The following is a 23,236-nucleotide window of genomic DNA, read 5'->3' on the forward strand; positions in this document are numbered from 1 at the left end:
CAATAAACGCTATTTCCCGGCAGCGGATAGACGGCGGAATACATGCCCCCGCGGGGGCATGTCAGCAAAAATTAACCAAAGATATAGGTATTGACGAGATTTTCGAGTAATTCCTGACGCCCGCTCTGAGGCTGCGGATTCAGATTATGCTGCTCAGCGTATCGGGCAATATTATCCAGCGACATCTGCCCGCTCATAATTTTCTGCCCCAGCTCGCCCTGCCAGCCGGCATAGCGTTTTGCCAGACCCTGATCGAGCTTGCCATCTTCAATCATGCGCGCGGCCAGCTTGAGGGACAGCGCCATCACGTCCATGGCGCCAATATGGCCATAGAACATGTCGTATTTGTCGGTGCTCTGCCGACGAACTTTGGCGTCAAAGTTCAGGCCGCCGGTGGTGAATCCCCCGGCTTTAAGGATCTCGTACATCACCAGGGTATTTTCTTCCACGCTGTTCGGGAACTGATCGGTATCCCAGCCGAGCTGCGCATCGCCGCGGTTGGCATCAACGGAGCCGAAAATGCCCAGCGCGATGGCGCTGGCGATTTCATGGTGGAAAGAGTGCCCCGCCAGAGTGGCGTGGTTGGCTTCAATGTTCACCTTGATCTCATTTTCCAGACCAAACTGCTTCAGGAAACCATACACCGTCGCGACATCGTAATCGTACTGATGCTTGGTGGGCTCCTGCGGTTTCGGCTCGATAAGCAGCGTGCCGCCAAAGCCAATCTTATGCTTGTGCTCCACCACCATCTGCAGGAAGCGGCCAATCTGCTCACGCTCCTGACGCAGGTCGGTATTCAGCAGGGACTCGTAACCTTCGCGGCCGCCCCACAGCACATAGTTTTCGCCGCCGAGCTGGTGGGTGGCATTCATGGCGGTCACTACCTGCGTGGCCGCCCAGGCAAATACCTCCGGATCGGGGTTGGTCGCCGCCCCGGCGCCGTAGCGCGGGTGGGTAAAGCAGTTGGCGGTGCCCCACAGCAGTTTCACGCCGGTTTGCTGCTGTTTCTCCGCCAGTACCTCGGTCATCACGGCGAAATTATGCAAATACTCTTTCAGCGACGCGCCTTCTGGCGAGACGTCGACATCGTGGAAGCAGTAATACGGCACGTTGAGCTTGTAGAAAAATTCAAACGCCACGTCCGCTTTGCGTTTGGCCATTTCCAGCGCATCGCCCGCGGCCTGCCAGGGACGCTCAAACGAGCCGGCGCCAAACATATCCGCGCCATTCCAGCAGAAATTATGCCAATAACAGGCGGCAAAACGCAGATGATCTGCCATGCGTTTTCCCAGCACGATTTCATCCGGATTATAGTGGCGAAACGCCAGCGGATTATCGGTTTTGGGTCCGGCAAAGCGAACGCGATCTACCTGGTCAAAATAGGTTTGCATGATGAACTCCGAAATTGAGAAACAGGAAAATTAACAACTGTGACACATCGTGTATTCTCATCGTCGGTTGCTCAATTACGTTATTTCACTCGGCGATTGAGAAAATGCTCAAATGTGAGCCATCTCGCAAATAAAACTATTTTAAATATCTCGCTTCGCGCGCGTATAGAGTACACTTCCTGGGGAATTCAGGTATCCATACCAAATTAAAATGCCGGTTTTGTCGCAATGCCTGCCTGCCCAAAAATTAGCGGCGGATAACGGTTCAACGCAGGCGATACAGGCCTTTGCTTCGAGGATCACAGAAGTAAAAAAACATAATTACGTAATTTAAAAACGTAATAGATTCTTCCAGGTCAACTGTGTCAGAAAGTGTTTCACCTACACAAAACAAACCGGAGTCTGCTTAGAATGAGTAAAAACATAATGCACAGTCGGCATGATGAATATCATAAATTAACCCGCGGAGAACGAATTGGTTATGGCATGGGCGACTTTGCGCAAAACCTGGTTTTCGGCACAATTGGGGGTTTTCTGGCTTTGCATATGCTGACGGTAAATACCATCAGCACGGCAACGGCAGGCTTTATTTTTCTTTTTGTCCGCATCATTAATGTGTTTTGGGATCCGATGGTCGGAACCTATGTGGATAAACGAACCTCGAAAGCAGGAAAATATCGCCCCTGGCTGTTACGAGCCGGCGTGCCGCTGGTGATCCTGTCGGCATTACTGTTCGCGCCAATTCCTGGGGTGAAAGGTTCGGTGGCTTTCGCCTTTATTATTTATCTGGCGCTGGACCTGGTTTATTCCTTAGTCAATATTCCCTATGGCTCGCTGAATGCCTCGCTGACCCGCGACCCGGAATCGATCGATAAGCTGACCAGTACCCGCATGATGCTGGCCAACAGCGCCAACCTGCTGGTCTATACCCTGTTCCCGATGTTTGTGCAGATGGCGGCGCCGAAAGATCGCAGCCTGAAAGACACCGGCTTTTTTGGCCTTGAGCTGAATCTCGGCAACTATACCGATCCGTCAGCGAACTACGCCTGGTTCGGCGTGTACGCCATCTATATGATCATCGGCGCGGTGGCCCTGTTTATCTGCTACAAATGCACCAAAGAACGCGTTGTCGCGACCGCCGAGCAGACCGCCAACGTCAAAACTACCGACCTTTTCCACGAGCTCAGACATAACCGTCCGCTGGTTATTCTCGGCATGTTCTTTATGCTGGCCTTTACCTTCATGTTCTTCATGAACACCGTTAACGGCTTCTTCAACCAGTTCGTCGTCGGCCACTCCGAATGGATGGGCGCCGTGGGTCTCGTCGCGTCTATTCCCGGCATCGCCTTCCCGGTGTTCTGGCCGAAACTGAAAAAAATCTTTGGTAAAAAAGGCTTCTTCCATCTGTTCCTCGCCATGTTCATCGTCGGCGAACTGCTGACCTACGTCTGGTCCCGCGAAGGGATGCACGACGCCCTGTGGCTGGCCTACATCGCCACCTTTATTAAACAGTGGGGCTTAACCTCCGCCACCGGCTTTATGTGGGCGCTGGTACCGGAAGTTATCGCGTACGGCGAATTAAAATCGGGCAAACGCAATGCCGCCATTATCAATGCCATTATGGGACTCTTCTTCAAGATCGGCTTCACCATCGGCGGCGCTATCCCGCTGTGGCTGCTGGCGGTGTATGGATTTAATGAAAGCGGCGCCGTGCAGAGCGCCAGCGCCATCGACGGGATCATTATGACCGCGGTGTGGATCCCAATTGCGCTGGCCGCTATTTCGATGGTGATCATGCAGGTTTATCCGATCTCCGATAAACATGTTACCGACATCAACCGTCAGCTGGATGAGATCCGCGTGTAGTTAAAAAAATTATAAATCAGACCGATCCTTAACTTTCCATTTTAAAAGGTGTAATGAAATGTCACTTATTCAAAACCCGATATTACGCGGCTTTAATGCCGACCCCAGTATTATTCGCGTCGAGGATACGTACTATATTGCCAACTCGACGTTTGAGTGGTTCCCGGGCGTGCGTTTACATGAGTCGAAAGACCTGAAAAACTGGAACCTGCTGCCTTCGCCGCTCTCCACCACCACCCTGCTGGATATGAAGGGCAACCCCTCCTCCGGCGGCATTTGGGCGCCGGCGCTCTCCTGGGCCGACGGGCAATTCTGGTTGGTGTATACCGATGTGAAGGTCACCGAAGGCGCCTTTAAAGACATGACCAACTACCTGACCACGGCGAAGGATATTCGGGGCCCGTGGAGCGACCCGATCAAGCTGAACGGCGTCGGGTTTGACGCCTCGCTGTTCCATGATGACGATGGCCGGAAATATATCGTCCAGCAAACCTGGGATCACCGGGAGTACCATCACCCCTTCGATGGCATTACCTTAACGGAGCTGGATACCAACACGCTGAAGTTAATGCCGGAAACCGCGCGCACCATTTACCGCGGTACCGCCGTGGCGCTGGTCGAGGGGCCGCACCTCTATAAACTGAACGGTTATTACTATCTGTTTGCCGCCCAGGGCGGCACCGTGTTTACCCACCAGGAGGTGGTGGCGCGGTCGAAAACCCTCGAGGCCGACAGCTTCGAAACCGAGCCGGGCGACGTGTTCTTAACCAACGTCGATACCCCGGACAGCTACATCCAGAAACAGGGACATGGCGCGCTGGTCTCCACCCCGGGAGGCGAATGGTATTACGCTTCGCTCTGCGCCCGGCCGTGGAATCGCCCGGGGGAATCCATCTACGACCCGCGCGGCTGGTCAACCCTCGGCCGGGAAACCGCGATCCAGAAAGTATACTGGGACGACGAGGGCTGGCCGCGTATTGAAGGCGGTCACGGCGGGAAAACCTTCGTCGAAGGGCCGAAAGACGCCATCTTCACCGAAAGCGCCAGCGATAATAGCCAGCAGGATGACTTTACGTCGCCAGCGCTCGATCCGAACTGGAATACCCTGCGGGTGCCGTTTACGGCCAAAATGGGCACCACCGGCAACGGCAAATTAACCTTAATCGGCCAGGGTTCGTTAGCCAATACGCATGACCTGTCGCTGATTGCCCGCCGCTGGCAGGCCTTCTATTTTGACGCCGCGGTGAAGGTGAAATTCGAGCCCTTCAGCTACCAGCAGATGGCCGGGTTAACGAATTACTATAACGACCGCCACTGGAGCTTTGTCTTCCTGACCTGGAATGAAATTAACGGCAAGGTCATCGAAGTCGGCGAAAATAACCGCGGGAAATACACGTCGTACCTGAAAGATAACGCCATCAAGGTGCCGGACGGCGTCGAATACGTCTGGTTCCGGACCAAGGTCCGCAAGCAGACCTACAGCTATGAATACAGCTTCGATGGCGTGTCGTTCACCGAGATCCCGGTCCAGCTGGATGCCGCGGTACTGTCCGATGACTATGTGTTGCAGAGCTACGGCGGGTTCTTTACCGGGGCGTTCGTCGGCCTGGCGGCGGTAGACTACGCCGGGTACGGCACCCAGGCTGAGTTTTATCAGTTCGAGTATCAGGAGCTGGGCGATAGGTTAGCGGCCGATGGGAGCTATAGCTGGGAGGCTGGCGAGACGCGGGATAAGTAAGAGAAAGCTGGCCCACGCTACCGGTGAGGTAGCGTGGGGTTTGTGGTGTGTGTGATGTAATTAAAGCGAGCGCTGTAGGATGTCAGTCTGTGGGGCGCAGCCGGGCCTTCAGCTCTTCTGGGGTAAACGGCGGATCTCGCCGGTGCAGCATTGCATGGCAATTGGGACAAACCGGGATCAGATCGGTTTCAGGGTTCAGACGGTAGTCCTGCTTTATTCCGGACAGCGGAATGAGATGGTGGATATGGATAAAACCCTGGCCGATTTCGCCATAGCGGCTGGCCATATCCAGACCGCATACCTGACACCGGCAGCCGTGCAGGCGAAGCGCCGCCTGACGAGCCTGGCGGTCGCGCTCATAGCGATTGACCACCACCTGCATCGCCGCCCCTTCCACGAACTCCATAGTCGTCTGTCCCTCATCGGGGAAAAGCGCAGCCTCGTCATCGCCAGCGCCCTGCGACGCGATCGTAAATCCTTGCTCCAGTAACAGGCGCACGCATTTGGATTTAATCCCCCCGCTGAAATCCGCCGGGGTAAATTCCGTTCCCGTGGCAAGCGTGGCCGCTAACCCGACGATGGCTTTTGAAGGATACCGACGCCCCTCAAACTCGATCTCGTACAGACGCGCGCTTTTAAACTGATGCGCAACGCCTGCGTCGTAAGCGCGAATGGCGGCGATGATGCATTCCCTGGATAAATGGTCCGGTAGTTTTTTCATAAGACATAGCTATCTGATGGCGCGAAGCTTGAGTATAAATAGAAAGCTATGGGATTTTCGAACAAATAACTAGCAGTGATAGTTAAATCGCGATCCACGTAGAATCGCCGCATCTGGTGGGTTGATCGGCAAGGATTTTGCGAGCATTATCGCATTTATTATTGAACGCAAGATCATTCGGCTGTTTTGCGCAGGGGATTAGTTACCAGGACATTAGCCGAGAGTTCGAAGATTTATATGCATTCAGCATGTCAACCGCCACCATCAGTGTAGTACGATAAAGTTATCCCTGAACTAAAACAGTGGCAACAGCACCCGCTGGAAAAGGTTTACCCCTTCGTCTGGCTGAACGTATTCACTATAAAGTCCGTGAGAATGGCCGTTATCAGAGCAAAACGGTTTATACCGTTATGGCGCTGAATCTGGCAGGCAAGAAAGAAACTCTGGGCCGGTATCTATCAGAAAGTAAAGGCGCTAACTTCTGGCTGTCTATATTAAGCGACCTGCAAAACTGGGGCATTGAAGACATCCTGATCGCCTGCGTGGGCGGGCTGACCGGCTTCCCGGAGGCGATAAACAACATTTATCCGCAGACAGAGGTTCAGTTGTGCGTCATTCACCAAATCAGTAACTCGATTAAATACGTGGCCTCAAATGACCATAAAGCTTTTATGGCTGATCTGAAACCGGTATATCGCGCGGGGTCGAAAGAAGCCGCAGAAACGGTGCTGGATGAGCTGGAAGCGAAATGGGATCAGCAGTATCCAGTGTTGCTCAAGTCGTGACGACGCAAGTGGGAAAATCTGTCAGCATACAATAGAATTTAAGAAACACGGAGTCAGTAAAATACTGTACGTGAAAAGTGATGCGGAAAGTTAAAACCTCGGTGCAACGACTAAACTCATTGATAAGTTTTTTACTGCGATAATCGATAGTTTTGCAGACTATAGGCGTGCGAATGAATAGTCACCTAAAGGCTGGCAGGCAATAATTAACAATGCTGTAACAGTTATATGGCTTTCAGGCAGCGTATTATTATACGCTGCCTTTTTCAACTTGCCGTAATAAAGCATGTTTTTGGATAACGATTAAAAAGTGAATAATTGTAAACAGCTTCATTTTTGTAATATGAGTTAGGATAGAAGTTGACTTCTTTGCCAAGCAGAGATGCTAAAATTGCCACATGCAGCCTGTCGGTATTGACAACTTTATACTCTTCAAGAAAGTTTATCATGCAACGGGTAGAATTACGCGCCAGAAATTCATTATCCCAATAATCGCCATTCCAGGTGAGCGAAATATCATGATTGTTTTCTTTATAGTCTCCAGTTAGAGATTCGGAGTCCGTTCTGAAGCAGTTGGCCTGTTTTTTATAGATGGGTTTAAGTGACAGGTATTTATTAAGATCGAGATAAAATGCCATATCATCAGTAATGAATACGTTCTTGTTTGGTTCGTAGTTGAGAGATTTAATATAATCGAAGGTGATATTTTCGCGACAAAAAACAACAAACTTATCAATATTGTTGATGAATAAATCGCTATACCCTCTGATTGTCGACGGCATTATTATTACTTTATGAAACTTCCCAATATTATTCTGGATAAAGTCATGACCTTCAGAATACAATCCTTCTATCAGGTTTCCTCCGCCTCCAAAAATTAAAATATCAGTTTCAGAACTGTAGCGCTCGCCATCTCTGTAAGGGATATAGGTAAGAGCATTTCGTTCAAAAAAGTCATATGTCGCAGATGCAATTACACCATCACCAGCATTACCAGGGTTTGCCTTATAGACAAATCGATGAGATAGATGATAAGATTTTAGAAGCAAATCAAATTTTAACTTCATATTGGTCATTTTTTATCCTGTTTAACAGAAGCTACCGACTGCTATCTTACACTACTTCAATTCACTAATATCATAGAAAAGTCTAGGTTACAAAGGAAGGGTTACAATGAAGAAAATTCTTATAATGACGCCGGACATTGAGGGGCCTGTCCGTAACGGCGGTATTGGTACTGCTTTCACTGCCCTTGCCACTACTTTGGCAAAAAAGGGGTATGATGTTGATGTATTGTATACATGTGGCGACTATTCTGAATCATCTGTATCGAAATTTAGCGACTGGTCACGTATTTATAGTACCTTTGGTATCAATCTGCTAAGAACCGGACTGATAAAAGAGATTAATATTGATGCACCGTATTTTAGAAGGAAAAGTTATTCAATTTATCTCTGGTTGAAAGAAAATAACATCTATGACACTGTTATTTCTTGTGAGTGGCAGGCAGATCTTTATTACACTTTATTAAGCAAAAAGAATGGAACGGATTTTGAAAATACAAAGTTCATTGTAAATACTCACAGTTCAACGTTATGGGCTGATGAAGGTAATTACCAGCTTCCATATGATCAGAACCATCTTGAACTCTATTATATGGAGAAAATGGTGGTTGAAATGGCGGATGAAGTTGTTAGTCCGTCTCAGTATTTAATTGATTGGATGTTGAGTAAGCACTGGAATGTTCCTGAAGAACGTCATGTAATTTTAAATTGCGAGCCATTTCAAGGGTTTGTGACGAGAGATGATGTTACAGTTAAAATAAATGAAAAGCCAGCTTCTGGCGTTGAGCTTGTATTTTTCGGCCGCCTTGAAACCCGTAAAGGACTTGACATATTCCTGCGTGCATTAAGAAAACTATCTGATGAAGATAAAGAGAGCATTTCTGGAGTAACCTTCCTCGGAAAAAATGTCACTATGGGGAAAACTGATTCATTTACTTATATTATGAATCAGACTAAAAATTTGGGACTCGCAGTTAATGTCATCAGCGACTATGATCGTACCAACGCTAATGAATATATAAAAAGAAAAAATGTATTAGTCATCATTCCATCACTTGTAGAAAACTCACCCTATACTGTTTATGAATGCTTGATTAATAACGTTAATTTCCTCGCTTCAAACGTTGGTGGAATTCCAGAGCTTATTCCGCAGGAGCATCATGCGGAAGTTCTATTTATTCCTACACCTGTCGATTTATACGGGAAAATCCACTATCGCTTAAAAAATATAAATATAAAACCAGGGCTTGCTGAATCACAAGACAATATTAAAGAAGCTTGGTTTGTCGCAGTTGAACGAAAAAACAACCGCGCATTCAAGAAAATCGATGAAGCTAACAGCCCGTTAGTTAGCGTGTGTATAACTCACTTCGAACGTCACCATTTGCTTCAGCAAGCACTCGCATCAATAAAATCTCAGACGTACCAAAATATTGAGGTCATCTTGGTTGATGATGGAAGTACGACAGAAGATTCTCATCGTTATTTGAATCTCATCGAGAATGATTTTAACTCTCGAGGCTGGAAAATTGTCCGTAGTTCTAATAACTATCTGGGTGCTGCAAGGAATTTGGCTGCGCGACACGCCTCTGGCGAATATCTGATGTTTATGGACGATGATAATGTTGCTAAGCCTTTTGAGGTAGAAACGTTTGTTACTGCAGCATTAAACTCTGGGGCCGATGTGTTAACCACACCAAGCGATCTTATTTTTGGTGAGGAGTTCCCTTCTCCGTTCCGTAAAATGACGCACTGCTGGCTTCCGTTAGGGCCTGATTTAAATATCGCCAGCTTTAGTAACTGCTTTGGCGATGCTAATGCGCTGATCAGAAAAGAGGTTTTCGAAAAAGTAGGCGGATTTACTGAAGATTACGGTTTAGGTCATGAAGACTGGGAGTTTTTTGCCAAAATATCATTACAGGGATATAAATTGCAAATCGTCCCGGAACCTCTATTTTGGTATAGAGTTGCAAACTCCGGCATGTTGTTAAGTGGAAATAAGAGTAAAAATAACTACCGCAGTTTCCGTCCTTTTATGGATGAGAATGTTAAATATAACTATGCAATGGGGTTGATACCTTCCTACCTCGAGAAGATTCAAGAACTTGAGAGTGAAGTGAATCGCTTGCGGAGCATCAATGGTGGTCATTCTGTCAGTAACGAGTTACAACTTTTGAATAATAAGGTTGATGGTCTTATTTCTCAGCAAAGAGATGGCTGGGCCCATGACCGTTTTAATGCTCTGTATGAAGCAATTCATGTCCAAGGCGCAAAACGAGGCACCAGCCTGGTTCGCCGGGTTGCCCGGAAAGTGAAATCAATGTTAAAATAAAGTAATATTCGGGGCCCGAAAGGGCTCCGCAAAAATAATATTAACTTTCAGCTAATTTTAAATTTGTCTGTAAATAACCCTGTTTTAGTTGCATGCATTTTTGAGTTCCCGGCCAGATTTGCCCCTGGCCCAAATTCAGTGCAGTGCTAAATCAGAGATCTTCGTCTTTCCGGAGACTTCGGATGAATTCAGCCGGAGTCATGTCATTTAATGATGAATGCGTTCTCTCATGATTATATTCCCTGCGCCAGTTGTCGAGTTTGTCCTGCGCATCTTCCAGCGAGAGAAACCAGTGAATGTTCAGGCATTCATCCCGCAGACTGCCGTTAAATGATTCAATAAACGGATTATCCGTTGGTTTTCCGGGGCGGGATAAGTCCATTGTGACACCGTGTTCATACGCCCATTTATCCAGACTTTTCAAAATAAACTCGCTGCCGTTATCTGTCTGAATACGTACCGGCAGACGCTTGCCCAGCACCCGCAACCTTTCCATCACACCGACCACATCCTCACCTTACAGTGACTTTCCGGCATGGATCGCCACACACTCCCGACTAAAATTATCCACTACAGTCAGCGCCCGGAAACGTGTTCCGTTAAACAGATTATCCGACACGAAATCCATACTCCAGCACTGATCGATACCGGTCAGGACCGGACGTTGCTGACGATGTGCTGCACTGACATGCCTGCGGGGGCACTTTTTGCGCAGGTTGAGGCCTTCCAGACAGTAAATCCGGTGTGTTTTCTTGTGGTTAACAGGCCAGCCTTCCCGCCACAGCTGAATATGAATACGCGGGCAACCGTAGCGGATCCGGGTTTCCGCTATTTCCCGGATACGCAGGGTTATCGCCCGATCATCCCGCCGGCTCTGCCAGTGGTAAACGGTTCTGCTCTGCATCAGCAGTCCGCATCCCCGTCGGACACTGATACGGTAAGCCCCCCGCAGAAAATGCACCGCCTGACGTTTCTGAGCCGGCCTCAGAACTTTTGTTTCAGTACCTCCTGCAGCATCTCCTTGTCCAGACTCAGGTCAGCCACCAGTTTCTTCAGCCGCAGATTTTCATCCTCCAGTTGCCGCAGACGCCGCAGTTCGGTCACGCCCAGACCGGCGAATTTCTTCTTCCCGTTATAAAAAGTGGCTTCAGAAATGCCCATCTTTCGGCAGACTTCCCCGTCGCGGGTGCCGGTTTCGGCCTGTTTCAGAGCAAACGCAATCTGTTCTTCGGTATAGCGGGTCTTTTTCATGGCGATGTGCCTCTCTGTGAGATGGAAGAAAGACCGGAGACTTCAGTTTAGCCCGGCACTGTTTTCAGGGAGGAGATCAACACCCCCACCGTAGTACGCGGAAGTATGTAATGAAACGATTGGCGTTAGCCCTGCTTTTATTTATTTTCAAAGAATTGGTTGTAGCTTCCGTTCTCACGCCGGAAGCCGACCATTATGACAGCTATCTGTTAGTCGACACTTAACCCGCAACAGCCGTTTCTGGAACAACTTACGACCTCCTGTTCCGTCCAGTGTTCTCCAGACTGTAGGCCAAGCGGTGCCATATTCTAAGCAACCACCAAAGGTGAAAGAACATACTCGCTAGATAAGTTCCAGCGTCACCAGCTTTACCAGCAACACCGGCTAACAGGTAACCACAAGTAATTTACCGGTCCGCGATACCGCCGCCCTGATCCAGCTTCACAAGAGACAGGCTCTTGCTCTGTTGGAATGCGGGCAATTGTGGAAATCTCGTCTGCAACTGACCGTGCGGATAAACACTATCCATAGCTGACGACATGATCCCATTGATTAACACACTTTGATTTTATTACATTTGCTCATTTACTCGCCAACACCAAAAACTTACACTTCCCACATGGACTTAAAAGCAAAAATAAGGATAAGGACGAATGGCTATTGGTCATTTTTTATTTAGGGGTGATAAGACCGCTTGCGGTGGCAGGATTCTTGAAGGATGCCCCAACCATCAATTTTTCGATAAAGATATGGCATGTGAAGGCCATAAAGTAACCTGCGGCAAACATCCAGGGCATTATCGTATCTGCGGTGGCCTTGATAGTGACGAAATACATGGTAAAAGAGTAGCCGGAACACTGCACAGCCGTAGTTCCTGTCCCTGCAAATCACGTTTTATTCCTTCCATCGATGACACTTATGAATTTTCTACAGGGGCAGCGAAAGCCGACACAGCCCAATCTCAAGTCGTCGAATTTCCCGTTCTCCCCCGCCCGATTTATGATCCCCAAGCTGATAATGTGACTGACACCTGCAAGTCAGAAGATAACCCGCTGCTGAACGGCGTTTATATATGGACTGAAACGACAAGTGCAGGTCATGTTTTCGTTTCAGTGCATGAGAATAACAATATCTTCCTCTACACCTATGGACGCTATGGACGCACTGATAAAAGTACCTTCACTGGGGATGGGATTTTAGACTTTTTCCAGGATGAAGATGCGCGTAAGTATTACCGATACGAACTTTATGAAATGGGGGCTCGCGCTTTCCGCATTGATGATGCAGATCCTAAAATAATCCGTAAATTCTTCGAAAATCTTTGGAATGGCGGTGTAACACCAATTCAAACGCCAAACATGCAAGATGGTACAAAGCGAAGAGGCCGAACCATTGATAAGTATGATGTCACTGGTAGCAACTGTACCACTCACTCAGTCGAGGGGCTCAAGTTTGCTGGCTCAAAGGTATTCGAACACGGTTACACATCCACGACAACACAGCTACCAATCGACATAGAAGAAGATTTTACTATTCCGGTTTCACTGCAAAGATATCTTGAATCAAAGAGTGCGGATTTCTCATCAATCCTCGTTGTCGAAATGACTAATACATTCAAACAGCAGTACCCTAACACCGAGAACAAAAGCCCTCAATCAATAGGAGGGAGTGCAAAAATTCAACAATCTGCTGCCGATTCCGCTGCTGTTGCTGGCTCAACATCCCCCTACTCAGGCGGTACAGTAGGCGGTTCATTGGGAAGCACTTACGATGATGAATAAGAAGTTCTGGATCAGATGGGTGAGTATTGCGCTGATCTGTGCAGCGTATTACGCTACCGTGCTTTATTTCGATCTGGTCTTCGCTCTTAACTTTACAGAGACAATCAGTCAAGGCGGAGAATTTACCCCTTCTCAATGTACCCGGTTTGTTAAGGAGCTAGCGCAAAATCACTCTGATTCGGCTTTAGCCTCCATCATTGGTTTCGCTGTCTGCGTCCCTTTGATCCTGCTCATCTTCAAGAAAGTGAAATGACCGTCAAAGGCTGGCGAGATCCAGCCTTTTCCTTCCTCCCTCATTTTAGACAATATGTAGTGGCACACTGAATTTGGCCACCCTGGACTGCCCCCACCACTCCGGTAGACGATTCTGCCCTAAAGTTTGAGTATAGGAGGTTCGACTGGCGCTTCGTCAACATCATCACCCGCGCCCTGGGGGCACTGGGCCAGCGCTCGGACTACGCCCGTATCGCCCGCCACGTTATCAACATCGACGAACTATTTATCGACTACGCCCGCGTCTTTTTGCCCAGCCACGACCGCCAGGCATGGGACAACGTGGTACGGATTGCCGGTGGCATCACTGAGAAAAACACGCCACGTAATCTTCAGGGAAGGGACAGCTACGTCGTCGCGCTGGAGCAGTACCTTTCAACCACCCGATTACACGACACGATCCTCGACGGTCTACGTACTGCCGTGCGCTATGACAAAACCTATTTCGATAAGATCGTCGCCTCGCTGCTGCCACTGCTGGAAAAACTGACCACCAGAAAAATCTCCCAACTGCTGGCCCCGGACTACGGCGACCTTAACGACCCGCGCCCGGTATTCAACTGGCAGCAGGCCATTCGCCAGCGGGCGATTATTTATGTCGGGCTGGATGCATTGTCTGACGCAGAAATTGCCGCCGCTGTCGGCAACTCAATGTTCGCCGATCTGGTCAGCGTCGCCGGACATATCTACAAGCACGGCGTGATGGATGGCCTGCCGCAGACGGAAGAGAACCCGGCCATCAGCCTGCACTGCGATGAGTTCAGTGAACTGATGGGCGATGAATTTATTCCGCTAATAAATAAAGGCGGCGGCGCAGGTGTAGAGGTTACGGCCTACACCCAGACGCTCTCCGATATCGAAGCCCGCATCGGCGACCGCGCCAAAGCGGACCAGGTCGTCGGCAACTTCAACAGTCGGATCATGATGCGGGTGCGGGAATCTGCCACCGCCGAATTGTTGACGAAGCAACTGCCGCAGGTGGATGTGCTCAGCAACAGCATCAGTTCCGGCGTTGCCGACAGCGCCGACGCACAGGGCAACATCGGTTTTTCCAGCAACACCCAGGATCGGATGAGCAGCATACAGGTGCCGTTACTGGAACCCGCCTCACTGGTACAGCTTCCCAAAGGGCAGGCGTTCGCTCTGCTGGAAGGTGGTCAGCTCTGGAAGCTACGCATCCCATTACCGGACGCAGCACACGATCCGCTGATGCCGGAAAGCATCACACACATAGCCCGCTATATGGAAAAACAGTACGACAGCACGCCTATATGGTGGGACCGCCCGGAGACAGTTGTAACGGCGAAAAATGACCCTATTTTATGGCTGAACGACAGCGAAACCACGGAGAAACAGACCGATGATACCCCGGACACACCGCCAGCTCGTGAGCGTTGAAGTGATGTGGCCTGCACAAACACTGCCTCTTCCCCTGCAACAGGCGGTGGAAGCGCTGACGCAGGGAGAAACGCCCGACCAGATTATCGCCCGGATGAATTTGCAGGGCTTTCAGGCATGGCGCGAAGCTACATCGCCGCAAGGCGAACACGACATTTTTCAGATACGACTGGATGAGGCACACGAGGCACGGTTCCTCTGCCGCTACATTACTCTGCCGCTGCACTAATGCCCGAACATGCGTCACCAGGCCCCGTGCGTCGCCCCGGACGGCTCGGCTGGATAGCATTACTTCCCGGCGTGCTGATCGGTTTTTGCCTCGGCGCGTGGATGCTGGCGATAACGCTGGAGTGGCTGGGCGAGGCGTTTTTCTGGCGGAACACCTGCGCCAGTCACAGTGAGCAGGTATTGCTGGCGACATGGCAGTGGTGGAAAAGCTCTGCTGGCGCACCGATGTGGTTAGTAGAAGACCTCGCGATTGTCAGCGATACGTTGCAGAAAGGGAGCGCGGCGCTGATTGCTTCTCTCAGTGGTCAAAGCGGGTTGTTCTGGACGGAGGCTGTCACGACGGTAATCCGCTGCGCGTTACAGTCTGCGATTAAGTTACCCTTACCTTTCTGCTGCGCTGGCTATTTTATTGCAGGCGCTACCACAGTTTGTGCTGACCATTGTTATAGGGCTGATTGACGGGCTGGTACGCCGCGACTTACGGCGATTCGGCGCAGGCCATGAGTCCGGGTTTGTTTATCATCATGCAAGGCGTATGATTTCATCCAGCTAGACAGCGACGGGGCTGGTGTTGCCGCAATTTCTTACCCCTGAATATTTTGTGGTACTAAGTTCAGTAATAGTTGGATTAGCGGTATCCTTTGTAATTAGGACATTTAAAAAATATTTTTGAGTATATTAAAATGACATTAAAGACTATCATCGAACAATTTCCACCGTTATCAGTTGATGAGCTAGTCACTGGGATCAATAATTTCCCTCAATACAACATAGCTATGAAAAAAGAATTCTTAGCTAAATTGATCAAACACCACCCTTTGCTCTATGTTGATTGGGGAGAAGGCTCTTCATATTATAGAGCAAGGTATATGGGAAATGATGCGTCCCCTATTGACCACGTCAGTAAAATTCTTTGCCCCCCAAAAGAAATAAGATCCTACGGTAGAATTGATTCAGATGAAAATGAGATTCTCTACGCAGCCAGCAGTAAAAACACTGCACTTAACGAGTTAAAAAATTATAATAATAGCTTTAATTATTATACTATAGCTACTTTTCGTATCTATAATAGCATAAAAGTTCTTCCGATCGGGGAACTTTCACATACTCAAGTTACAGGAAGAGGAATGCTTCTGGGTAATCAATCACAATCAATTAACAAATTGATCAATGCCTGCAATCCTGATGAAGTAACCCGATTACTTATAACTGACAAATTCCTTTCTGACTCTCTAATGAGCGATAACTACAACATAACTTCATATGTTGCCAATTGTATCTTTGAAAAAAATTCTGACATTTATGTTATAGCATACCCCAGCAAACAATATCCCGGAGGAATAAATTTCGCCATAAAAAAACAAAGTGATATGGGATCACTTCGGCATAAATGCAGTTAGATATGCGCAGATTCGACATTTAGCATGTGGCTACTTTGAAGAAAGAAATACACGTCATGTGAAAGGGATTACACAAAGAGGGAAACTTATCTGGGATGAAAATCATGCTGATGATGAATATTATACCTATCCTTTGGAACCGCTCTGGACCCCGGGACAGAGCATTTAAATTATAAAAAACTCTGTTTGATTCATCGGCTGACAATAACAGTTTATAGGGTCATCTAGCAAACGAATGCCAGCGGGATGACTCATATGACTACAAATAAGCTGACATTCACGATTTTCACCATAATTGACCAGCCCCCAGGATTCGATATAACCGTAAGTTAGTAATATCTGTTTTCTAACTGTTTAATTCCCCATTTCACCATCGTGCTGCAAATTCTGATGGCGTCTGATAATTTAGTGCTGAATGTGGACGACACTCGTTATAATCCTGCCGCCAGACATTAATGGTTTTCCTGGCGTGACCGATATCTCTGAACTAGTGCTCATTCAGACATTCATCGCGAAAGCGTCCGTTAAAACTCTCAAAAAATCCGTTCTGCGTTGGTGTAAGCGCACCCGTTTTAGTTCCACGCACTTTTTGAGATTTCCGGGGTTTCAGCCATCAGCCGGTATTCTTCCGGCGTCAGGCTTTTCAGGGATTCATGGGGGCGCTCGCTGTTATATTCAGCCAGCCAGCGCTCTGTAATTTCACGTGCTTCGTTCAGGGTTCTGAACAGATAAAAATCCAGTATTTCTGTCCGGTACGTCCGGTTGAATCATTCGATAAAGGCATTCTGTGTTGGCTTGCCGGGCCTGAGAAATTCCAGCATCACACCATGCTCTTCTGCCCATTGTGCCAGCGTCAGCAAGACCAGCTCCGGACCGTTATCCATCCGCATCTTCAGCGGATATCCGCGGTTTGCCACGATCCTGTCCAGCACTCTCACGACCCGCTGCGCCGGGATATTCAGATCAATTTCGATCGCCAGTGCTTCGCGGTTAAAATCATCCACCACGTTGAAGGTCCGGAAGCGTCTGCCGCATACCAGCGCATCGTGCATAAAATCGATGGACCAGCTCTGGTTCATCGCCTCTGGCGTCACCAGCGGAACCGGATTGCGCACTGGCAGGTGCTGTTTTCCCTTACGGCGAAAATTCAGTTTCAGCAGGAAGTAAATCCGGTGAACGCGCTTATGGTTCCAGGCGTTGCCCTGCCTGCGAAGGACCTGAAAAAACCTTTTATATCCGTATCGCGGATAGCGTTCAGCCGCCACGGTCAGCGCCATAATTACCGGCTCATCCCGTCGCGTATCCGGCTGATAACGAAATACCGTCCTGCTCAGCGACAATATCCTGCATGCCTGACGTAAGCTCATGGCAAACTGCGCGGTCAGATAGCTGACCAGCTCACGCTTTATCGCTGGTTTTAAAGCTTTTTTTCAATAACGTCTTTCAATGCGCGGCACTCGAGGCTCAGGTCCGCAAACATCTGTTTCAACCGGCGGTTTTCATCTTCGAGGTCCTTCATCTTTTTGATATCAGAGGCTTCCATACCGCCGAACTTCGCTTTCCAGTTGTAGTACGAGGCCTCAGAAATCCCGGCTTCGCGGCACACATCTTTGACGGTGCGTCCGGCTTCGACGGACTTCAGAGCGGCGATGATCTGGTGTTCGGTGAATCGGGCTTTGCGTATGGCGATCTCCTCCAAGGATATATTCAGTATGCCGGAAGATCTCTAAATGTGAATGGTCCGGTTTACCGGGATGCTTACAGGTTGACTCAGATTGACTTCTGTTGAAAGGAGAATCGCGAAAAGCCTTGCGTAGCGCGGATTTCAGGCACAAAAAAGACGTCCGTCGACGTCTATTGATGTTCCGATGGCGAAGGCCGGACTCGAATTTCACACCCAATAGACTGATATCAATGTAGTATATAAGCAGGAATAATTATTTATACCCACACTTGTACCCACAAGTTAAAATCAGTACAAAAAATAGACACTACGAGTGGGTATAAAGCCATACCAGTAGAACACCGATATGGCTATCAAAGCAAGATTCAGGCAGGTAGGAAAGTTTTCTTCAGAGGCACCAAGAGTTTGGTCTCGATATCGACTTGCTCGTAGTTCTCAATAAGCGCTCGGACAAGATCATCAAGTGTCCAGAGCGTCAGAGGTATCGTCGAACGATCAGCCTCATAGCGAGCATCTTTTGTAAAACCACCGGTACTGACATAAAGCCCGCGATCGTCTTTATGGCGACCGCCAATAAAGCTACGGATCTGTTGGCTTCCCATCTGTTCCCTGCGGTGCTTTACTTCAACGATGATACGCGGATTTTCAAAACCGAACCCATCAGGTGAAGCAATAATGTCTTTACCCCGATCGGCTCCCGCAGGTGAGACCTGCGTTTTATAGCCCATACTGCGTAAAACTCCGGCAACCAGATTTTGCATCTCGTCCCAGTCAAGAGAGTTGATACGATCTTTGATACCCTCAAACGCCAGCATTTCCATATCGCGGAGCGGATCAGAAACGACTTCATCTTCATCCATAGCAATTGGATTCTGAGTAATTACATCTGCAGTGGGTTTCTTATCCTGCAAAAGCTCTTCTAGAGCATATTCTGGAAGCTGGAAAACCGTTAGCGTGGAGCCCAATGTGTTTTTGGTAGCAACAGACAATCGATCGCGATCGATTTCTTCAGTATTCCATTTAACCTGTCGAGCGATTCCCATCCCCTCTTCTACCCATTCAGGGTGGTACTGGAAATCAGATGTAACCTTACCTAGCAGATAAGTACGATTGGCTGGCGAATAGGTAATAACCCAATCACCCTTTTGGATCTCATTCACAAAACGCCAGACCTGCGATGCACCAGAACGGGCTGTTCCCAGCTTTGTTAAGGGATCTGCCTCCTGGTATAAGGCCAGTAACTGGGCTCGGGACAGGCCGGGTTTGACTAATGGAGCCAGCTGAGACCAACCGATGCCTACAATTTGCTTATCGCGAAAATCGTCATAGAGCTTGCCGCCATCGCCACGAATCATCCACATTCTGTTGCCCATACCAGTCCCTTCATGAGGAAAAGAAATTAAGCTGGATCATAAGCTTGTTCGCCGTAGGCGTCAAAATCCTCTACAACGACGTCACTGCATCCCCGGATTGTGTTTTGCGATGATATAGTCAGTTAAAATTACAGCTTCAATTATAGGGCAGGATCGGCTACAGGGGTGGTTCAATTCAAGTAGAATATAGATATATTCTATACGATAGCCTCGGGCGATTAGTTCAGTAACTCCTTCCGCTGCGCGCTTACGAACAAAATATCCATTTAACTCATTGATAATAATATGGAAAAACCACTAAAGCACATATACACACGATGCATAAACAGCAAACTCACCCCATGTATTTTTGACTGATTATACAATTTTTATTACTCTTGGTAGTATAGTTCTCCTGATTGCTCTATATCATAAAAGATAAATTATTAGTCCTTGTGCATAGCGACACTAATGTATAACTTGCTTTTATTTTAAATTATAAAAAGCTCAGTAAATAGGACGAAATCAATCAATTTTTCTTATCATTTAATTTAAAAAAACTTGTAAAACTCACCCACAAAAAATAGTAGTTGAAGTTGCACAAACGAAGGCGTAAGCTGATCTGTTTATTTAATTAAAATCACGATGTTTTTCGCTTGTCTGTAAGGAGTTTGCCTTGAGTCAATCAGAATGCATTTCTTGGGTAAAATGTACTTCCTGGCTAAGTAACTTTCTTAATCGTAGAGGATTGAGACAACCTGATAGCCGTCCCCTATATGAATATCATGCGACCAATGATGAATACAATAATCTAACACAACTACTTCGTGCAGTTGGTCAAGTACAGAGTTATATCGATGATAAAGGTTACGCTGCCTGTTTTGTCCTTTTTTGCTCTGAATGGTATCGCAGAGATTATGAGCGCCATTGTGGTTGGATGTGGGACCCTATATATAGAGCATTGGGAGTATCATTAACGTCGACTGAATTAAGGATTATTATCCCTAAAGGGATGGAAGGTTACTGGAACCGCCCAATCCGATTTTACGAATCGGAACGACGTAATTTTCTCGGAACATTGTTCAGTGAGGGGGGATTACCATTCCGCTTACTGAAAGAATCGGATAGCCATTTTCAGAATGTATTCTCCCGGATTCTCAATCAATATGGGCAGGCACAACTGGCAGGATTTTCCATACTTTCTCTAGTAAGAACTGTCATAGAAAAATCAGCCCTGCCAACTGTTTTTAGCGAAGACACTTCTGTAGAACTCATCAGCCATATAGCGGAAAAACTCAGCTCGCTGGTTCTAATGTACAACCTGAGCAATCATACCGAACCCGTGAAGCAGCTTGATAAAGTGCATCCAAAATGGCGTGATGAGTTCCCTATGCCTTTGGATGATGAAACAGGTACTCGCTTTCTTAATGGGTTGCTATGTACTGCCTCCGTAGAGGCTAAATCCCACTTACAAAAAAATAAGGGTTCCGGTTGTCAATTCTATTGGTCGGAAAACCATCCCAATCAAATCCAGGCGATAATTTCGCTGCCTGATGAACTCACCTTCCCAATCATCAGCACTCCCTCAACGACGCGATTTGAACTTGCCATTTATGAAGATGGTGAAGAAGTCACCTGTCTCGGCCCCGCCTATGCATCCCTGGAGAACGCCCATGCCAAAGTTCGCCTGCGTAAAAGTGAGTCGAGATTTGTCAGACGCCAGCCAGCTGCGAGCTTAACGATTGTTGCACGAACTGGAGGAATGATTGTTGGCACCATAAAACTTGAAGATAGTGAAATCGCCGTTGGCGAGGTACCACTTACTTTTGTTGATGATGAGGAACGCTGGTTATTGCAAGGGCAAGCTTCTTGTACTGTACGTAATAGCAATGTTCTTATTGCCTTACCTCAAGAAAAAACCACTATTTCAGGGTGTGAAGGCTCTCCAGGTACAGCGTCGTTATTAGGACTCAGAACACTGTCCGTAAAAGGACGCCAAGATATAACCATTTCCGGAGATGAAACATACAGGATCCGCACCGGGAGGGAACAATCTAATCAGAGCGGATTTGATTTTGATGGAAAACATGTTACCTGGAATTGCCATCCTGATGAAACATTCCTTGGTGTACCTAAAGTTACGGCGAAAAACCTGAATGCTGAAGATATACAATTCAAACGTTACCTGAGTGGCATATCGTTAGATGAATGTCAGGTACAAGAGATGATGGGTACGCAATATGTTTCTGTCAGAAATACTCACAATGAAACTCTACTGCGTCGAAAAATTGGGATCTTGCCGGCAGATTTTAACATTGAAATAAAGGGTGGTGAGCTAGCCAATGAAGGTTCCATTGTTATCTCAACGCAACATCCCTGCATGTCTGTCTTAAAAGATAAAACATTAGAGGTTGCTCGCAAACGCTCAGCAGGACAAACAGAAATATTACTTAAAGCAGAAGGAATACCTCCTGCGTTTGTCTCTTTGCAGATTTACCCAAATTTGGGTGCAGCCCCAGTAGAGATGACTCTACCTTTCCCTGCAAAAGGTTGCCTGGCCCTTGATGCAAATGGATGCACTCTGGATAAAAATATTACTCTGCATGATTTGCTGGGTTCGAGAGCCTTTTTATTTGGTAAAAATGGCGATCCGACACGTTTTTCACTGGAATTACATTTACGTTCCAAAAGTGGGTTACAGGCATGGCATGAATGGTGTTATACCGCGGGGGAACACCCCGTCGAACTCAATTTATACAGCCTGAGAGAGCATATTGAAAACTTACTGTCTCTTGAGACAGGAATTGACCAGGTTGTTGAGATGCAAATCAAAGGCGCAGGTGCTGTAATGAGCTGGCAGATTCGCCGCTATAAATACAGTTTACGCTATGATTATGAAAGAGAACTTCTCGTCAGCCAGTCAACCCATTATCGTACCGAGCAAATGTCTTCACCTGTCATCATGTTATTGAGTGAGCCGGAGAGAAAAATCACCCCATTATCATCAAGAATGAGCGAAGGTGTACCGACAGGTGAATATGAACTGAGTTCGGTTATTAACAAAAATGGGCCGTGGTTAGTCGTCCCCAAACAGGGTGAGGAAATGGCGTTTCGCCCCTGCTTCATTCGTGGGGAACCGTCGTTACCTGTGGATGAAAGTAGTATTCGTTCATTGCAGAAAGCGACCCAGCTTTTTAATCCCCAGTCTGAAGTTAATACCATTACACTGGTACTTGAACAGATGGCTAACGATCCCGCTCATTCCGGCTGGCAATTTATGCGTTGCCTGTACGACCAATTTGGTTATCTGCCGCTGGCAACCTTTGAAGTTTGGCGTGCGCTAGTACAGCATCCACGAGCACTGGCGATGTCGCTATTTAAATTTGAGATGTCAGCTGAGTATCTGAGCCGCATTGAAAATGAGTTCCCTATTTTATGGGAGTTCTTCCCCATCTTCGAAATCAAAACTGCAGCCGATCGATTTAAATTGTTCCTGAGCCAAAAGGGTGCACCGGAAGAAACCCAGAATTTACTGGTGAAGAGCTTGTATCAGCGATTGGGGCTCGTTTTTCCGACATATGCCGACGAAATTGAGAAATGGTTAAGTTATGGACAATTCCCTCCGCCCATTCCAGAGTTCTTCATTCGCGAGTGGTATCAGGAGCTTTTACGTGAGCATAGTGAAGCTCGCTGGCCAGAGTACGGCAGCAAGCGGCTGCATAGCTGGATGACATCACAAAAAAATCCAGTGATCAGCATTAATCCTGACGCAGAATACCGCTATTCCGTTGCCTGGTTACCCGTCTTCGCCGCAGCTGTAGCAAGCGGCAATACCTCTTTTGAAGCCGTATTTGACCGTAAACCGGGTGCCGTATTTTTCCTGAGACAGGTCAGGGACTTCGATTCCCGCTGGTTTAAGGCCATCTTCCAGTGCAGCCTGTTGCGTTATTTTGCTCAAAAATAAAAAGGGAT

Annotated in this window: 12 protein-coding genes and 6 pseudogenes; 11 read left to right on the forward strand and 7 right to left on the reverse strand. The window is 47.7% G+C overall.

What is annotated here, in order from left to right; translation table 11 throughout:
• Positions 1 to 71: 71 nt before the first annotated feature.
• Positions 72 to 1,391, reverse strand: coding sequence for a xylose isomerase (gene xylA, locus KB890_RS11360; protein WP_004178432.1), 1,320 nt, complete (start codon positions 1,389 to 1,391; stop codon positions 72 to 74).
• A 426-nt stretch (positions 1,392 to 1,817) separates the two neighbouring features.
• On the opposite strand from xylA, the gene KB890_RS11365 reads away from it, so the two are divergent.
• Together KB890_RS11365 and KB890_RS11370 are read left to right on the forward strand one after the other, a co-directional pair.
• Positions 1,818 to 3,257 carry an MFS transporter gene (locus KB890_RS11365; protein WP_004153321.1) on the forward strand — a complete coding sequence of 480 codons (1,440 nt, stop codon included), beginning with the start codon at positions 1,818 to 1,820 and terminating at the stop codon, positions 3,255 to 3,257.
• Positions 3,258 to 3,315: 58 nt separating this feature from the next.
• Positions 3,316 to 4,995, forward strand: coding sequence for a glycoside hydrolase family 43 protein (locus KB890_RS11370; protein ID WP_020324265.1), 1,680 nt, complete (start codon positions 3,316 to 3,318; stop codon positions 4,993 to 4,995).
• Positions 4,996 to 5,077: 82 nt separating this feature from the next.
• Here KB890_RS11370 and KB890_RS11375 read toward each other — a convergent pair whose 3' ends face one another.
• Positions 5,078 to 5,716 carry an HNH endonuclease gene (locus KB890_RS11375; RefSeq protein ID WP_004178426.1) on the reverse strand — a complete coding sequence of 213 codons (639 nt, stop codon included), beginning with the start codon at positions 5,714 to 5,716 and terminating at the stop codon, positions 5,078 to 5,080.
• Between the two features lie 160 nt (positions 5,717 to 5,876).
• Here KB890_RS11375 and KB890_RS11380 point away from each other — a divergent pair.
• Positions 5,877 to 6,592: pseudogene (locus tag KB890_RS11380) on the forward strand (IS256 family transposase); the annotation flags it as partial.
• A gap of 175 nt (positions 6,593 to 6,767) precedes the next feature.
• Here KB890_RS11380 and KB890_RS11385 read toward each other — a convergent pair.
• A complete protein-coding gene (locus KB890_RS11385; protein ID WP_004178424.1) occupies positions 6,768 to 7,577 on the reverse strand; it encodes a polysaccharide pyruvyl transferase family protein in 810 nt (269 codons plus the stop codon).
• Between the two features lie 97 nt (positions 7,578 to 7,674).
• Here KB890_RS11385 and KB890_RS11390 point away from each other — a divergent pair, with 97 nt between their 5' ends.
• Positions 7,675 to 9,897: a glycosyltransferase gene (locus tag KB890_RS11390; RefSeq protein WP_004178423.1), complete on the forward strand. Its 2,223-nt coding sequence runs from the start codon at positions 7,675 to 7,677 to the stop codon at positions 9,895 to 9,897.
• Between the two features lie 151 nt (positions 9,898 to 10,048).
• On the opposite strand, the pseudogene KB890_RS11395 reads toward KB890_RS11390, so the two are convergent.
• Positions 10,049 to 11,148 (reverse strand): annotated as a pseudogene (locus tag KB890_RS11395) (IS3 family transposase).
• 653 nt (positions 11,149 to 11,801) lie between these two features.
• On the opposite strand from KB890_RS11395, the gene KB890_RS11400 reads away from it, so the two are divergent.
• From KB890_RS11400 to KB890_RS11425, 6 genes and pseudogenes are all read left to right on the forward strand, one after another.
• Positions 11,802 to 12,929, forward strand: coding sequence for a PAAR domain-containing protein (locus tag KB890_RS11400; protein WP_004177604.1), 1,128 nt, complete (start codon positions 11,802 to 11,804; stop codon positions 12,927 to 12,929).
• Positions 12,919 to 13,182: a hypothetical protein gene (locus KB890_RS11405; protein ID WP_004178418.1), complete on the forward strand. Its 264-nt coding sequence runs from the start codon at positions 12,919 to 12,921 to the stop codon at positions 13,180 to 13,182. The genes KB890_RS11400 and KB890_RS11405 overlap by 11 nt, the downstream gene beginning before the upstream one ends.
• 131 nt (positions 13,183 to 13,313) lie before the next feature.
• Positions 13,314 to 14,600, forward strand: a pseudogene (gene traD / locus KB890_RS11410) (conjugative transfer system coupling protein TraD); the annotation flags it as partial.
• Positions 14,563 to 14,829 (forward strand): hypothetical protein, encoded by a 267-nt coding sequence (locus KB890_RS11415; protein WP_004178415.1) that lies wholly within the window; start codon positions 14,563 to 14,565, stop codon positions 14,827 to 14,829. The pseudogene traD and the gene KB890_RS11415, both read left to right, overlap by 38 nt.
• Positions 14,829 to 15,501, forward strand: a pseudogene (locus KB890_RS11420) (DUF4400 domain-containing protein). Before KB890_RS11415 ends, KB890_RS11420 begins: the two are co-directional and overlap by 1 nt.
• A gap of 10 nt (positions 15,502 to 15,511) precedes the next feature.
• Positions 15,512 to 16,228 (forward strand): RES domain-containing protein, encoded by a 717-nt coding sequence (locus KB890_RS11425; protein WP_223203127.1) that lies wholly within the window; start codon positions 15,512 to 15,514, stop codon positions 16,226 to 16,228.
• A gap of 367 nt (positions 16,229 to 16,595) precedes the next feature.
• Here the strand turns inward: KB890_RS11425 and KB890_RS11430 are convergent.
• The 3 genes and pseudogenes from KB890_RS11430 to KB890_RS11440 all read right to left on the reverse strand — a co-directional run.
• A pseudogene (locus KB890_RS11430) lies at positions 16,596 to 16,784 on the reverse strand (integrase core domain-containing protein); the annotation flags it as partial.
• A 16-nt stretch (positions 16,785 to 16,800) separates the two neighbouring features.
• Positions 16,801 to 17,912, reverse strand: a pseudogene (locus KB890_RS11435) (IS3 family transposase).
• A 365-nt stretch (positions 17,913 to 18,277) separates the two neighbouring features.
• On the reverse strand, positions 18,278 to 19,285 hold the full coding sequence (locus KB890_RS11440; protein WP_019705538.1) for a restriction endonuclease: 1,008 nt from the start codon (positions 19,283 to 19,285) through the stop codon (positions 18,278 to 18,280).
• A gap of 655 nt (positions 19,286 to 19,940) precedes the next feature.
• On the opposite strand from KB890_RS11440, the gene KB890_RS11445 reads away from it, so the two are divergent.
• Positions 19,941 to 23,228, forward strand: a complete 3,288-nt coding sequence (locus KB890_RS11445; RefSeq protein ID WP_004178409.1) for an STY4851/ECs_5259 family protein — start codon at positions 19,941 to 19,943, stop codon at positions 23,226 to 23,228.
• Positions 23,229 to 23,236 lie beyond the last annotated feature (8 nt).

The sequence above is a fragment of the Klebsiella sp. P1954 genome, assembly GCF_018199955.1.
GTDB classification, from domain to species: Bacteria; Pseudomonadota; Gammaproteobacteria; order Enterobacterales; family Enterobacteriaceae; genus Klebsiella; species Klebsiella pneumoniae.